Annotated in this window: 12 protein-coding genes; 8 read left to right on the top strand and 4 right to left on the bottom strand. The window is 48.5% G+C overall.

Annotated features, from left to right (window positions below):
* The first annotated feature begins 34 nt into the window (after positions 1–34).
* Together DMN77_RS19205 and yfcE are read left to right on the top strand one after the other, a co-directional pair.
* Positions 35–1,978, top strand: a complete 1,944-nt coding sequence (locus tag DMN77_RS19205; RefSeq protein ID WP_179016041.1) for a PTS fructose transporter subunit IIABC — start codon at positions 35–37, stop codon at positions 1,976–1,978.
* Positions 1,979–2,135: 157 nt separating this feature from the next.
* Entirely contained in the window at positions 2,136–2,684 is a 549-nt protein-coding gene (gene yfcE / locus DMN77_RS19200; RefSeq protein ID WP_068779611.1) for a phosphodiesterase, read from the top strand.
* 105 nt (positions 2,685–2,789) lie between these two features.
* On the opposite strand, the gene DMN77_RS19195 is transcribed toward yfcE, so the two are convergent.
* A complete protein-coding gene (locus DMN77_RS19195; protein WP_068779612.1) occupies positions 2,790–3,551 on the bottom strand; it encodes a DeoR/GlpR family DNA-binding transcription regulator in 762 nt (253 codons plus the stop codon).
* 261 nt (positions 3,552–3,812) lie between these two features.
* Between DMN77_RS19195 and rhaD the strand changes: the two genes are divergently transcribed.
* Positions 3,813–4,634: a rhamnulose-1-phosphate aldolase gene (gene rhaD, locus DMN77_RS19190; protein WP_179016051.1), complete on the top strand. Its 822-nt coding sequence runs from the start codon at positions 3,813–3,815 to the stop codon at positions 4,632–4,634.
* A 90-nt stretch (positions 4,635–4,724) separates the two neighbouring features.
* Here the strand turns inward: rhaD and DMN77_RS19185 are convergent, their stop codons facing one another.
* The 3 genes from DMN77_RS19185 to DMN77_RS19175 form a co-directional block, all read right to left on the bottom strand.
* On the bottom strand, positions 4,725–6,596 hold the full coding sequence (locus DMN77_RS19185) for an LTA synthase family protein (protein ID WP_068779613.1): 1,872 nt from the start codon (positions 6,594–6,596) through the stop codon (positions 4,725–4,727).
* Positions 6,597–6,890: 294 nt separating this feature from the next.
* On the bottom strand, positions 6,891–7,370 hold the full coding sequence (locus DMN77_RS19180) for a GAF domain-containing protein (protein WP_179016040.1): 480 nt from the start codon (positions 7,368–7,370) through the stop codon (positions 6,891–6,893).
* Positions 7,371–7,462: 92 nt separating this feature from the next.
* Positions 7,463–8,455 (bottom strand): alpha/beta hydrolase, encoded by a 993-nt coding sequence (locus tag DMN77_RS19175; protein WP_179016039.1) that lies wholly within the window; start codon positions 8,453–8,455, stop codon positions 7,463–7,465.
* A 257-nt stretch (positions 8,456–8,712) separates the two neighbouring features.
* Here DMN77_RS19175 and DMN77_RS19170 point away from each other — a divergent pair, with 257 nt between their 5' ends.
* From DMN77_RS19170 to DMN77_RS19150, 5 genes are all read left to right on the top strand, one after another.
* Positions 8,713–9,693, top strand: coding sequence for an NAD-dependent epimerase/dehydratase family protein (locus DMN77_RS19170; protein ID WP_179016038.1), 981 nt, complete (start codon positions 8,713–8,715; stop codon positions 9,691–9,693).
* 141 nt (positions 9,694–9,834) lie between these two features.
* Complete coding sequence (locus tag DMN77_RS19165; protein ID WP_372776220.1) at positions 9,835–10,410, top strand: GNAT family N-acetyltransferase; 576 nt, start codon at positions 9,835–9,837, stop codon at positions 10,408–10,410.
* Positions 10,407–11,174, top strand: coding sequence for an energy-coupling factor transporter transmembrane component T family protein (locus DMN77_RS19160; protein WP_068779618.1), 768 nt, complete (start codon positions 10,407–10,409; stop codon positions 11,172–11,174). Before DMN77_RS19165 ends, DMN77_RS19160 begins: the two co-directional genes overlap by 4 nt.
* Before the next feature lie 80 nt (positions 11,175–11,254).
* Positions 11,255–11,854 (top strand): ECF transporter S component, encoded by a 600-nt coding sequence (locus tag DMN77_RS19155; RefSeq protein ID WP_068779619.1) that lies wholly within the window; start codon positions 11,255–11,257, stop codon positions 11,852–11,854.
* A complete protein-coding gene (locus DMN77_RS19150; RefSeq protein ID WP_179016036.1) occupies positions 11,854–13,437 on the top strand; it encodes an ABC transporter ATP-binding protein in 1,584 nt (527 codons plus the stop codon). The genes DMN77_RS19155 and DMN77_RS19150 overlap by 1 nt, the downstream gene beginning before the upstream one ends.
* Positions 13,438–13,535 lie beyond the last annotated feature (98 nt).

Below are 13,535 nucleotides of genomic sequence, written 5' to 3'. Positions count from 1 at the left end.
GTTGGGTAAACGAATAACTAAAGGGGTGTTAACCATGAAAATAACCGATTTGTTGATCAAAGAGACGATGATCATGGATTTACAGGCGCAGACGAAGGATGCGGCAATCGATGAGCTGATCGCAAGCCTGTATAAGCATAATCGAATCTCCGACCCAGTGCTGTTCAAGGAAAAGATTCTGAAACGTGAAGCAGAAGCGAGTACGGGGATCGGTGGGGGAATTGCCATGCCCCATGCGAAGACAAATGTGGTTAACGAAGCGACTGTTGTATTTGCCAAAAGCTCCAAAGGAGTGGAATTCGATTCTATCGATGGAGAGCCAGCCACAATCTTCTTTATGATTGCCGTTCCGGAAGGGGCGGGCAATATGCATCTTCGCACGCTGGCTACGCTGTCTAAGCTGTTAATTGATAGCGAATTCATCGACCAATTAATGAACACGAGAACACCTGATGAAGTGACGGCATTGTTTGACGCCAAGCAGGCTGAGGGCGACGAAGAGGCGCAAAGCAGAAGCAAGGAAGCCGGGCATAGCGAGGGTCGGGAGAAGACCCATCCGGTGGCGCAGGAGACCTCTTCCGAAACAGCGGAATCTGAAGCTTTGGTTGTAGCTGTAACCGCTTGCCCAACGGGGATCGCCCACACGTATATGGCTGAGGATGCTCTAATAAAGATGGCCAAGGAGATGGGCGTAACTATCCGGGTGGAGACGAACGGCTCGGAAGGAGCCAAAAACGTATTAACTCCGGATGAAATCCGCCGGGCCAGCGGGGTAATTGTCGCTGCGGATAAAAACGTCGAGATGGCCAGATTTGATGGGAAACCCGTGCTCATAAGACCCGTTAGCGACGGTATCCGCAAACCTAAGGAGCTGATTCAAAAAGCGCTCCAGGGCGATGCACCGATCTACCATGGCGGCAATAAAGCCGCTGAGGAACCAGAGCGGGAAGAAAAGAAAAGCGTTGGCAGCAAAATTTACAAGGACTTAATGAACGGTATTTCGCATATGCTGCCGTTTGTCGTAGGCGGCGGGATACTAATCGCTATCTCCTTCCTGTTCGAACAGGTGGGCGGACCGGATCATCCACTGTACAAGTTGCTAATGACGATCGGGGGAGATGGGGCCTTCCACTTCCTGATTCCGATTCTGGCCGGATTTATCGCCATGAGCATCGGGGATCGTCCAGCGCTCATGCCAGGGATGGTTGGCGGCTTGATGGCGGTCAATTCGAACGCAGGTTTCCTTGGTGGTCTGGCCGCTGGTTTCATGGCCGGTTATATCGTGATTGGGCTGCGCAAGCTGTTCGCCGGATTACCGAAATCGCTGGAAGGGCTTAAGCCAATTTTGCTCTATCCGGTATTTGGGCTGCTGATCGCTGGCTCAATTATGTACTTTATCTTCGATCCTGTCTTCAGCTCGATTAATACATGGCTGGTATCCGGATTAAATAATCTGGGGACGGCCAACGCGGTTCTGCTGGGGCTTGTACTCGGCGGGATGATGGCGATAGATATGGGCGGTCCATTCAACAAAGCTGCATATACCTTTGCTATCGGGGTATTCGCATCCAGCGGCAACACAAACGGACTGATGATGGCGGCTGTCATGGCCGGAGGGATGGTTCCTCCGCTGGCGATTGCGCTGGCCAGCACCTTCTTCAAGAACAAATTCACAGAAGACGAACGGAAGTCTGGCTTGACCAACTATGTGCTGGGGCTGTCCTTTATTACCGAGGGAGCGATTCCGTTCGCGGCAGCCGATCCGCTTCGTGTCCTGACTTCCTGTATCCTCGGTTCAGCGGTGGCCGGCGGGCTTACCCAGCTATGGAAGATTAATATCCCGGCTCCACACGGCGGAATCTTCGTTGCTGCACTGGCCAATCATGCGCTGTTGTTCCTGCTTGCAGTAGCGATTGGTTCGGTGATCTCAGCCCTGGTGCTCGGTATTTGGAAGAAGCCAATGGCGGATAGAGCTTAAGCTTAATTAGACAGATAGGTATGGATTCATTGGAGAGCCGTTCGCGCAGCAGCGTCATTTGCTAGCGCGGGCGGCTCTTGTGCATAATGAGGTCGATCCGGATGAAAGGATTATGTTACATTGAACAGAGCGCTACTAAATAAGGAGAAGATGGATTATGAAATTGATGTTTATTTCCGACATTCATGGATCAGCGTACTGGCTGAACAAGGCAATCGAGAAAGTGAAGGAGGAGAGGCCTGACCAGATCGTTATGCTCGGCGATTTTATGTATCATGGGCCTAGAAATCCGCTGCCTGAAGGATATAACCCAGCACAGGTCGCAGAGACGCTGAATCAGTACAAGCGGCATATCGTGGCTGTGCGCGGGAACTGCGATTCGGAAGTGGATCAAATGCTGCTCGAATTCCCGATGATGGCGGATTATACGGTAATCCTTCATGAGGGACGTCGCATATATGTAACGCATGGGCACGGCTTCAGTATAGAGCAATTGCCGCCGCTATTGGAGAACGATATTTTCATTCAGGGTCATACTCACGTACCTGTAGCTGATATGAAAGACGGCATATTTGTGCTTAATCCCGGATCGATTGCACTTCCCAAAGAGAATTATCCGAACTCCTACGGTATTATGGAAGACGGCAGCTTCCTCGTTAAGGATTTCGAGGGTGGCACGGTCAAATCGATAACCTTTGTCTCATAGGAGTGTATGTTACGATAACAGGCCGCCTGTTTAAGCCAGGGGCCTGTTTTTTTATATTTGCAGTTATGAGCAATGGGTATTAAACCAAGAGTACAAAAGTGTAAATCAGGGATAGAGCAATGTAATATCTTGATTTTCCAGGAATGAGATCCACTCGTCGGAAGGTTTGCGATCGGTAATGATATAACGGATCTGCTTGAACTCAAGCATTTTGACGAAGCCGATCAAATCGAATTTACTTGAATCGATGAGCAGAATGGTCTGCCGGGCCTGCTGACTCATCGCTTGCTTCAATTCGCTCTCCGGCTCATTCGAATCGGTGATGCCGCTCATCATGGATATGCCTTTACAGCTGAACAGGGCAATATCGACATTATAATTTTGAATGGTCTGTCTGGCTACCGGTCCGATCAACGAGCTTGCCTTGGGCCGAAGTGAACCGCCGGTGGAAATAATCGTATGGCTTGTCTGATTGAACTCGTTCAGGATAATCACAGAATTTGTGATAATCGTCAGATTGTCGCGTTCAGACTCGAGGAGCTTGAGCGCTTCAAATACGGTGGAGCTTGTATCGGTCATCAGTGTATCTTCGTCGTTAATCAGTGAGAGCAGTAAGCTGGCGATGGCTCTTTTCTCCTCGATATTTCGCGTATTTCTCATCTGATAGGGCAGATCGTCCTGGATATGATTGTTTAGAACGGCCCCGCCATAATTTCTGGTCACGACCCCTTCCTGCTCAAGCTTCTCCAGATCGCGGCGAATTGTCTCTTCGGTAACCTTGAAGCTGTCAGCCAGCTGTGAGACGAGTACTTTTTTATGTCTATGTAATTCTTGAATAATTTTTTCTTTCCGCTCAAAAGCCTTCATTTGAACCCGCCTCTCCCAGAGTGAACATAATTCTATTGTACCTAAATTTAGAAGAAAAACAAAAAACAAACTACGAAAAACCAAATAAAATCTTTTTTTGTTTTTGACATTAAAGGTTAAATGTGAAAAACAAAAATAAAACCATTAAATGACGTTGAATTATTTTGTTTTCATGTTATCATAATGTTGGAAACAAAGAAAATGGATAATTTATTGAAAAAGTCATTTATTTATATTAACAGCAAGGGTAGGGTGAAGAGCATGCTTCAGGATATACGGACTGCACCGTTTCTTCGGGAAATGTGCGATACTACGGCCAATTTGTACCGTTTGGGATGGGACGAACGCAATGGAGGAAATATTAGCTATCTAATCGCAGAGGAGGAAGTAAGCGATTATCTGGATATTTCGAAAGTAGAGCGCACTGTGCCGATGAGCTTTGATGCCGCTGAATTGGCAGGGAAGTACTTCATTGTCACGGGATCGGGCAAATACTTCAAGAATGTTATCAAAGACCCGGCAGTGAACCTTGGAGTGATCCGGATAGGCCAGGATGGGCATAGCTATGAGATTTTATGGGGGTTTGCCGATGGGGGAGTGGCTACGAGCGAGCTGCCAACTCACCTGATGAATCATATGCAGCGGTTAGTAGTAGATCCTAAGCACCGAGTCATTATGCATTGCCATGCAACCCATCTGATTGGCATGACCTTTACACATAACCTGGATGAGATTGAATTTACGAAAACTCTATGGGAGATGTGTACAGAATGTCTGGTTGTGTTCCCGGAAGGCGTTGGAATTATTCCGTGGATGGTGCCAGGTACAGATGCGATTGGCGAAGCAACCGCAGAGCGCATGAAGGGTGTGCGAATTGTGATGTGGCCGCATCATGGCGTGTTCGGAGCAGGTACGACGATGGATGAGGCCTTTGGATTGATCGAGACCGCGGAGAAGGCTGCGCAGGTCTATACGATAGTATGTGCACAAGGCGGCAAGCAGCAGACAATCTCGGATCGAGAGCTGCTTGATTTGGCTCAAGCTTTTGGTGTGACACCAAGACCAGGTGTGCTGCAGAACTAAACCGATGGGTTGGATAGAGGAAGCACATATAATATAGCAAAAACCAGGCAGCCTAATATTGAGGCAGCCTGGTTTTTTTGTAAAGCAGATTTACTCTTGATCCTTCTCACGATCCGGGAGCTGTTGTACATAGCTGTCAGATAAGCGCAGCAGATCAAGCGCCCGGTTATATTCATCCTCCGTAGTGAGGGCCTGACTAACACTGTCCTTGGCCAACGGGAACTGGGTCCCATCCTCATACCAGGTTCCCGGCATGAACACGGCTTTGTCGTTAATGAACGAACCTGAAGGCAAATAGTAACGCTGTGGCAATAAATTATAGTTATGATTCAGTATATCTTCACCAAAATGGATCTGATCGTTCATCGAAACACCCAGCAGGTTGGCGACGGTCGGCAGAATATCCACCTGTCCGCCGACATTCTCCAAAACTTTTGGTTCCGATTGTCCTGGAATCGAGATGACAAGCGGGATGTTCAACATATCACGGTAGCTGTAGTCGCGACCGTAAATTTCGCTCATAAGTTCCAGGCCATGCTTATCGAGCGAAAATTTCGGCAGTCCCAGATGGTCGCCATAGACGACAACCACACTGTTGTCCCAAATTCCGCGCTGCTTCAGATCATCAATGAATAAGCCAAGGGCATAATCCGCATAATTTTGCGAGCGAAGGTAATCGCCGACCATATTGTTCTCGTAACGCTCCGGCAGCGTAATCCGGTCCAATTCGTGTGGAATGGTAAATGGATGATGCGCGGTCATTGAAATAACCTGTGAATAGAATGGGAGACCTGTCGCTTGCATTTTACCCAATTCTTCAGCCGTTTTCTTGTATAGCACTTCGTCCGTAGGTCCGAAGAATACGGTATCCTCTTGACCGAAGAACTTTTGGTCGTAATAGCGGTCCCATCCGATCGCTTTGTACAATTCGCCGCGATTCCAGAAATCTACCACATTGGTGTGGAAGGTAGCCGTATCGTAGCCATTTGATTTTAATAGTTTAGGCAGGCTAGGCAGCTCTTTATTCGGATAATTCTGCGTTGCCGCTTCGTTATAAGGAATATAGAATGATGTATTTACTACGAACTCGGCATCCGATGTATTCCCTTGCCCTACCATTTGATAGAAATTCTTAAAATAGAAATTATCTTTAACAAGCGAATTCATGACGGGAGTAATCTCCTGACCATCAATCTCCAGATCGACCAGGAAGTTCTGGAATGACTCTAACTGGATAATAATCAGATTCTTGCCTTTGGCTGCGCCAAAGAATTGCGGATTGTCCTGCTTATTAATCCCTTTGATCTTGTCGATTTTAGCTTGGGAAATCTCATCTTTGTCTACGAGATCTTCCTCTTTGTTCGATAGAATGGTATAGGTCTCATAGCTCAGAATCCCCATTTGCTCGGCTTGCTTGATCTCATTCATGCTGGCCCGATTTGGCCAAATATTGAATATGCAAAGAGCGAGTGAAATTCCGAGTACAACGCCTACAAAGGTCTTGCTGACTCGGTTCAAATTAAATAATCTCTTGAATTTCTCCGCTCTCTTCCTGCGCATTAGCCAGAAGCCGATGACAACAATATCAAGGAAAATAAGCAGATAATATGGAGCGAGCAGAGAGAATACGCTGTTCTTAACTGCGGTCACCTGATTAACCTGCTGAAGCGCATGATAGGTGACGATAACGCCATAATATTTATGATACATAATAGCTGCAAAGAAGACGGCAGTAACAATCAGGTTGACGCTCAGATAAATTCCGAATTTTCTCCTGGAGGAGAAGACCTCGATTAGACAGAACAGAATCAGGATAAACGGGAGCTCCTTGATCAACGGTCCCCAGACCGGCATTTGATCGAATATCGTGATCCAGGCAAGGTAGCTTTTCAGGATCATAATCACGGTAAAGAATACGAACGGCTTGAGATTCCCAGGCCGGATTCGTTGAAACGCTGACATGGTGCGACCCTTCCTTTCATAAATAGTGGAGTAAGCGAATTCTTGAACATACACTTTTAATATCATAACTGAAATAAGGGGAAGAAGGAAATCGTTCAATTTCTCTTATTTAACAGTAAATGGCATTAAAAGGGATTAAACCGCTTCTCCACTTTGTTTTTTGCTTTAAATTGGCATTTTTCAGACCCTTCACATATCTATGATGCCAGACCGGTAATTAGAAAGCAGTGGAATTGTTCACGTTCTGAAAAGTTACCGGAAGATTATTGTATGGGATTTATATCGATTATAGAACTAGAGATGCTCCGTTAGAACCTGGACGAATTGCTCCAGAAAAGCTTGATCCAACTCGTCGAAGCGGGATTTCAGCGGGCTATCCATATCGAGTACACCGATCAGCTCGCCATTCTTGATCATTGGAATGACAATCTCGCTGTTCGATGCGGCATCACAGGCAATATGACCTGGAAAAGCATGTACATTATCTACTCGTAGGGAACGGCGTTCTTTTGCGCTTGTCCCACATACGCCTTTGCCAAGCGGGATGCGAATGCAAGCCGGCAGTCCCTGGAACGGGCCGAGCACAAGCTCCTTGCCATCGAACATATAGAAGCCCACCCAGTTAATGTCCGATAGATAGAAGTTTAATAGAGCAGAAGCGTTGGCTAGATTGGCAATTCTGTCTGGCTCCTCGCAGATTAGTGATTTTAATTGCGATACGACTTGATTATGCTGTTCTTCACGGGAACCCGTGTAGCTGATTGTATGGAACATATGCCCATCTCCCTTTTATCTGTTTAGAGGTTGTTCACGAACTATTACGCCTTATTATATTATGAATGCCTGGCCGTATAAAGCAGAGCCACTCAGGTGGATAGTGGCAATACGGCAGGCTCAGTAGACGTGGTGAATTCGATGGGGATGGTGGTGAGGGCTGGCACCGCTTCCTCCTTGAGCGCTTGATGTATTAATATGCGGACTGCTTCGCTATATTCTTTGGGGGCTACAGCATAGGCATTGCCGTGGATCGCGCCATCTACCAGGAGCAGGCTTCTCTGTCCGGGCTTGCGCTTGTACAGCTGTTCGCTCATATAGGTGGGTACATAGTTGTCCTTCGTCCCATGGATGAACAGAACGGGGAGATGGCAGTGTTCTACCGCCTGTAGTGGGCTAACCTGTTCCATGGTGAATCCGGCTTTGCGTTTCAGAAGCTTATTGACGATAGGCAAGAGCGGGTAAGGTGGAAGCTTATAGATCGTTCTCGCTTGATGATGCAGAAGCTGTGTCAAATCGGAGAACGGGCAGTCTGCGATTACAAATTTGATGTTGGAATGGGCGATGCTCAAATACTCAAGCACGGTCGCTCCGCCGAGTGACTGGCCATGAAGGCCGATGCTGCAATCGGTACCGTAGTTATGTAAGAGCCATCTGACCCATGCAGCAACATCGTATTTTTCATAGAAGCCGTAGGTTGTATATTTCCCTTGACTATTTCCGTGGCGGCGCTGGTCAATGAGCAGAATATTGAAGCCTTCGCGCTGGAAAAGATCAATATATTGGGTGGAGATGAGCATAGAGACGGTATAGCCATGGACGATAATTACCCATTGTTTGGACGATGGGTCGGTTTCTATGACATAGCCGCACAAGCGCAAACCGTCCTCAGAGAGAATATCAACTTCCTGCTTCTTCAGACAGCCGAAACGCTCCCGGCTGTAGACGCCGGATTTCTCCAAATATTGAAACAGATGATAAGTGGATTGCAATTTCATGTGAGTCAGCTGCTGGAAGGCGAAGGCGACAATTCCTGATCCAATCGCAGCGATGGCCAACAGAGTAATCATCAAATAAATTGTCATGCGAGTGAACCTCCTTAACTGTCGGACTTTGGTGGAACATCCAGAGAATGTGGTTTATATTATCTGCCGATCCGCCGGATGAATATGCTGCATTATATTGTGAATTTGGGCGGTTGGGGATTAACTAAAAATAATTTATGAAAAAACGCCTTATATCGCTTAATATTGTGATTTCATTCACATGTACAAATATAGCAAAATACTATTATTGATAGTGACACTATCATTTTATTATGGGTGCAAAGGAGATGTAGTAAATGAAAGAAGTATTTGTACTTGGCGGCACGGGGTTTCTGGGCTTTTATACAACCAAAGAACTGCTAAAGAGAGGTTACCGCGTCTCAACAGTGGCGCTTCCACCCATGCCTGCAGAGGATTTACTACCCTCTGAAGTTCAATGCACATTGGCTAATATCAATGAGATGACGGATGAACAGGTTGTAAAAATGCTGGAAGGCAAATATGCGTTTATATATGCGGCTGGTGCAGATGAACGTGTCGTTCCGGCGCCACCTGCGATGAAATTTTTCTATGAAGCTAATGTCTTGCCGACTCAACGCATGGCTCGTCTTGCCAAGCAGGCCGGCGTGAAGAAATTTGTGGTCTTCGGCTCGTATTTTTCCCATTTTGCCGAGGTTTGGACGGATCTGGATTTAAAGCGGAACAATGGCTATCCTCGGACACGTCTGCTTCAGGAAGAAGTTGCATTTATGGAAGGTGAAGGGACGATGGATGTGATGTCGCTGCGCTTGCCTTATATTTTCGGAGTGATGCCTGGACGTATGCCTCTGTGGACGATGTTCGTGGAACAGGTAAAAGGCAGAGACACCGTACCCGTACTGGACGGGGGCACTGCTATGGTGACCGTACAGCAAGTGGCTGAAGCGGCTGCAGGCGCAATTGAACACGGGACTCATCGCAGCTGTTATGCGATTAGTGACACCAATATGAAATTTACTGAATTCAATCAGATGATTGTTGATATGCTGGGGCAGACGGAGACGAAGGTCATTGTAGTTCCATTAGAGACGATGAAATCGGCGATGGAACAGATGGATGCGGCAGAACTGGCGGCTGGAAGAGAGCATGGTATTCATTTGGCGGATACGATGGAGATTCAGAATCGCGACGCATATCTTGATCCAGAGGATACGATGCCAGTATTGCAGTACAGGAAGGACGATGTGCGGGCTGCCATCCGTGAGACTTTGCAAAAATGTATCGTGGGCTTGCAATGAGCAAGCTATGAACTGAAAATACAATACTCCTGATAGGATAAAGTCCGGACAAGTGCCGGGCTTATTTTTTCGCTTTGACTCCGGCTCCTGTTCTGTGCTTATATAAAAACAACTGATTGCGCAGGTTAGGAGATGAGGCTTGTGTTTAAATGCGGTGGCAAGATTCCGGTGCTGGAAGGCGAGAGGATACGCCTAAGAAGGATGGAGCAGACGGATGCCGCAGATCTGTTCCGCTATTGGAGTGATCCGCTGGTCGTTAAATATATGAATGTCCCCGTGTTTACCTCTGTGGGAGAGACAGCGGAGATGATCGATTTCCTCAACGGCTTGTCCGAGACGGAGGATACGATGCGCTGGGGAATCGAGCTGGTGCAGGAGCAAAGGCTGATTGGAAGCTGCGGCTTTAATACGTGGGAGCTGTCCGGGGCCTATCGCGGGGAAATCGGCTACGATATAGGGCGTGATTACTGGCGACAGGGTTATATGACAGAGGCGCTTCGTTTAATACTGAATTACGGCTTCATGACGATGGGACTGAACCGGATTGAAGCCCTGGTCGATCCACGGAACAGTGCCTCTCGCAGCATATTGCAATCTTTTGCCTTCCATGAGGAGGGGCTGTTGCGGGAGTACCAGCGAACCGAGGAGGGCTTCGTTGATCTGATTATTTGTTCTTTGCTGCGTAGAGACTATGATTCAGGGGGGAAATACTTGTGAACCAGTTACATCCAGATTATTCACTCAGGCGGGGCTTCGGGCTGAAATCTATAGATCCGCTCAGCAAGCTGGTCGCTTTGTTCTGTGCTGCGCTTCTGGCGATGCATTGGGACAAGCCGATACCGCTGCTGATCATGCTGGCCTTGTTCGTCGGATTGGCCCGTTATGGTGCGGGAATGAGCTGGTTGCGCCTAATGCGCAGATTGCGGTTTATTGCCGTCTTTGGCTTGCCCTTGTTCATCATCACCAGCATCGCGGCTCCAGCGGGGGAAGCATTTGCCAGCTGGGGGCCTCTACAGATTACAATCGAAGGCACCGAATATGCAGCGGCGATTACACTGCGCATGTTCTGTCTGTTTTTATCTTCAATCCTTTACATCGAGTCCACAAATCCCAAGGATTTCGTTACCGTTTTGACTACACGCCTGAAGCTTCCTTATCGCTTCGTCTTTGGCATATCCATGGCGTTAACCTTTCTACCGTTGCTTGAATCGGAAGGTCGGGTAGCAAGGCAAGCGCGCCAGCTGCGATTCGGCAGGAAGCCTCGCGGCATGGGTGAGAGATTGCGGATGTGGCGCGGCAATCTTGCGGCTATATTCACCGGGGCTATAAGACGTGTGGAGCAGACGGCCGGCTCAATGGAGTCCAAGGGCTTCGGCGCTTACCCGGTGCGCACTTTCCTCAGGGGCGTGGAGATTGGGATTGCCGGATATGTTCTGATGGTGATAAGTGTTGGAGTGACGGCCTGTTTATGGTTCATTTAAAAAAAAGACTTGACGCGTTCTGATTGTTAACCTAAATTTAAATTGTTGGTTAACAATCAGAGGAGAGGATGACGAAACAAATGAATCAATCTTCAGGTAACGGAGTATTCAAAGCATTTACAACGATTGAAATTGTACTTATGGCGATGTTGGCGGCGGCCAATGGGGTAATAACGATTTATCTCTCACCGCTCAATCAGGCCTTGAATGGACTGGGCGGACCAATAGCGACGTCTACGATTACTGGTTTATATATGATTTATGGCCTGCTTGCGTATTACATTATCCGCAAACCGGGAACGGCGGTCATTACCTATGGTATTGGAGCGGTCGTTCAGTCCTTTATGGGATCGGCATACGGAATCGCTTCCTGCTTCGTAGCTGCAGCATGTTATATGGTGATTGCCGAGCTTATATTCGCTGCGGTTCGGTACAAGAAATGGAATCTGCCTGTACTTATGCTGGTTGGGGGAGCGATGGTTCCGATCTGGTTCTTCTTCGCAGCCAGGATGTTCGGCTATATGGCATGGGGAACGGATGTGCTGCTCATGGCTCTTGGAGTTCGTATTCTAAGCGGCATCGTGATGTGCGGGATACTGACCAAGCTGCTGGGCGATGTGCTGAGCCGTAGCGGTCTGCTGCGGCGGTTTGCAGTCAACAGTGGTAGAAGAGCAAATTAATGAGTTCTTCTGCAGAAGCATCGATTTATCCGCTTAAACTGCGTAATGTTGCTTATTCCTATGCGGAGGATGCCAAGCCGGCATTACAAGCGATTTCGCTCTTCGCTGCATCTGGTGAATGGGTTCATATCACGGGAGACAGCGGCAGTGGCAAATCTACTCTGGCCCAGCTGCTCTGCGGCTATTTGCCCCGAACGGGAGGCGGAATCCGCAGTGGAGAGCTATCTGTCCACGGAGTAGATCCGGCTGGAGAAGGAGCAATACGTGAGGTCGCCGAGCGAATCGGTGTCGTATTTCAGGATCCGGATGCCCAGCTGGTACAAGGGCGCGTAGAAGATGAGGTCGCCTTTGGGCCGGAAAATATGTGCTGTGAACTGTCCGAAATCGAACGAAGGATTGTGGAATCACTGGCTGCGGTTGAGCTTAGCAATTACCGCATGGATAATGTGCATAATTTGTCTGGGGGCCAGCGTCAACGCGCGGCCATCGCCGCCGTGCTGTCCATGGAGACGCCCATACTCGTGCTTGATGAGCCTGCGGCGAGTCTGGATGCTGCAGCGAAGGAACGTCTGCTCCTGCTGCTGGACAAGCTGCAGCAGCAAGGTCGCACCATTGTGACCCTTAGCGGAAGGATCGATGAATTCGCCGTAGCGGCGGGAAGATTGATCGTGCTGGAGCATGGGAACATTGCCCTGGATGGGCCCAGCGAGCGCCTGCTGGAGCAGGAGAGAATAAATCTGGTCAAGCTGGGCCTCCTGTCTGATCGAATGCAGCCTGGGCTTGAGCGAAGAGCTTCGTCAATGCTAAAAGCAGAAGCCGAGTTTGAAGTTGAGATTGAGATTGAGGCTGAAGCTGAAGTTCATACGCAAAAGGCCCCTTCCAATAAGCTATTAATGGAAATCAATAATTTGTCCTATGCTTATGATTTGAACAAGGGGAATGTTCTGAAGAATATCAGTCTGTCTCTGTACGCAGGGGAGTGGAAGCTCTTATGCGGGGAGACTGGATCGGGCAAGACGACATTGTCGCGCCTATTCATGGGCCTGCTTGATCCCCCAAAAGGGAAAGTATGGTGGCGGGGACAGGATATTGCGCGCTTATCCTTATCGGATATGGCCCAGGATATCGGTTATGTCTTTCAACAGCCGGAGCATCAGTTCGTGGCTAATACGGTGCTGGAAGAACTTCTCTTTGGTCCCCGTGCGGTTCAGGGGCTCGCTCCTCGCGAACGGACGCCGGAGCCGATGTTGGAGCGGGCTCAGGCCCTGCTTGCCATTGCAGGACTTCGAGGCAAGGAACGCCTGTCTCCTTATATGCTTAGCGGAGGGGAGAAGCGGCTGCTGAGCGTAGCCGCAGCTATGATCGTGCCTAAGAAGCTGTATATTCTCGATGAGCCGACAGCGGGCACAGATTTGCACGGAGCAGCCAGGCTGGCCGCTCTCTGCAGGGAGGCTGTGGCCTCCGGAGCAGCGCTGGTCATGATTACCCACGAGCCGGAATTGTTCGCAGGGGAGCAGGCAGCGACTTGGCGGATGAATCAGGGAAGTCTGGAGACGGAAGACCAGCTTCATTTTTTTAAATGAAGTCAAAGTAGAAGAATGAATCAGCGAACAAGCAGATGTGGCAAACTATGCCTATATAATTCTGCTTGTTCGTCTTTTCTTTTAATAGGGGGTCATTT

This window comes from Paenibacillus sp. 79R4, from assembly GCF_013393165.1.
GTDB lineage: Bacteria > Bacillota > Bacilli > Paenibacillales > Paenibacillaceae > Fontibacillus.
Note: the sequence above shows the minus strand (reverse complement) of the source record. Positions and strands in the feature narration are given on the sequence as shown.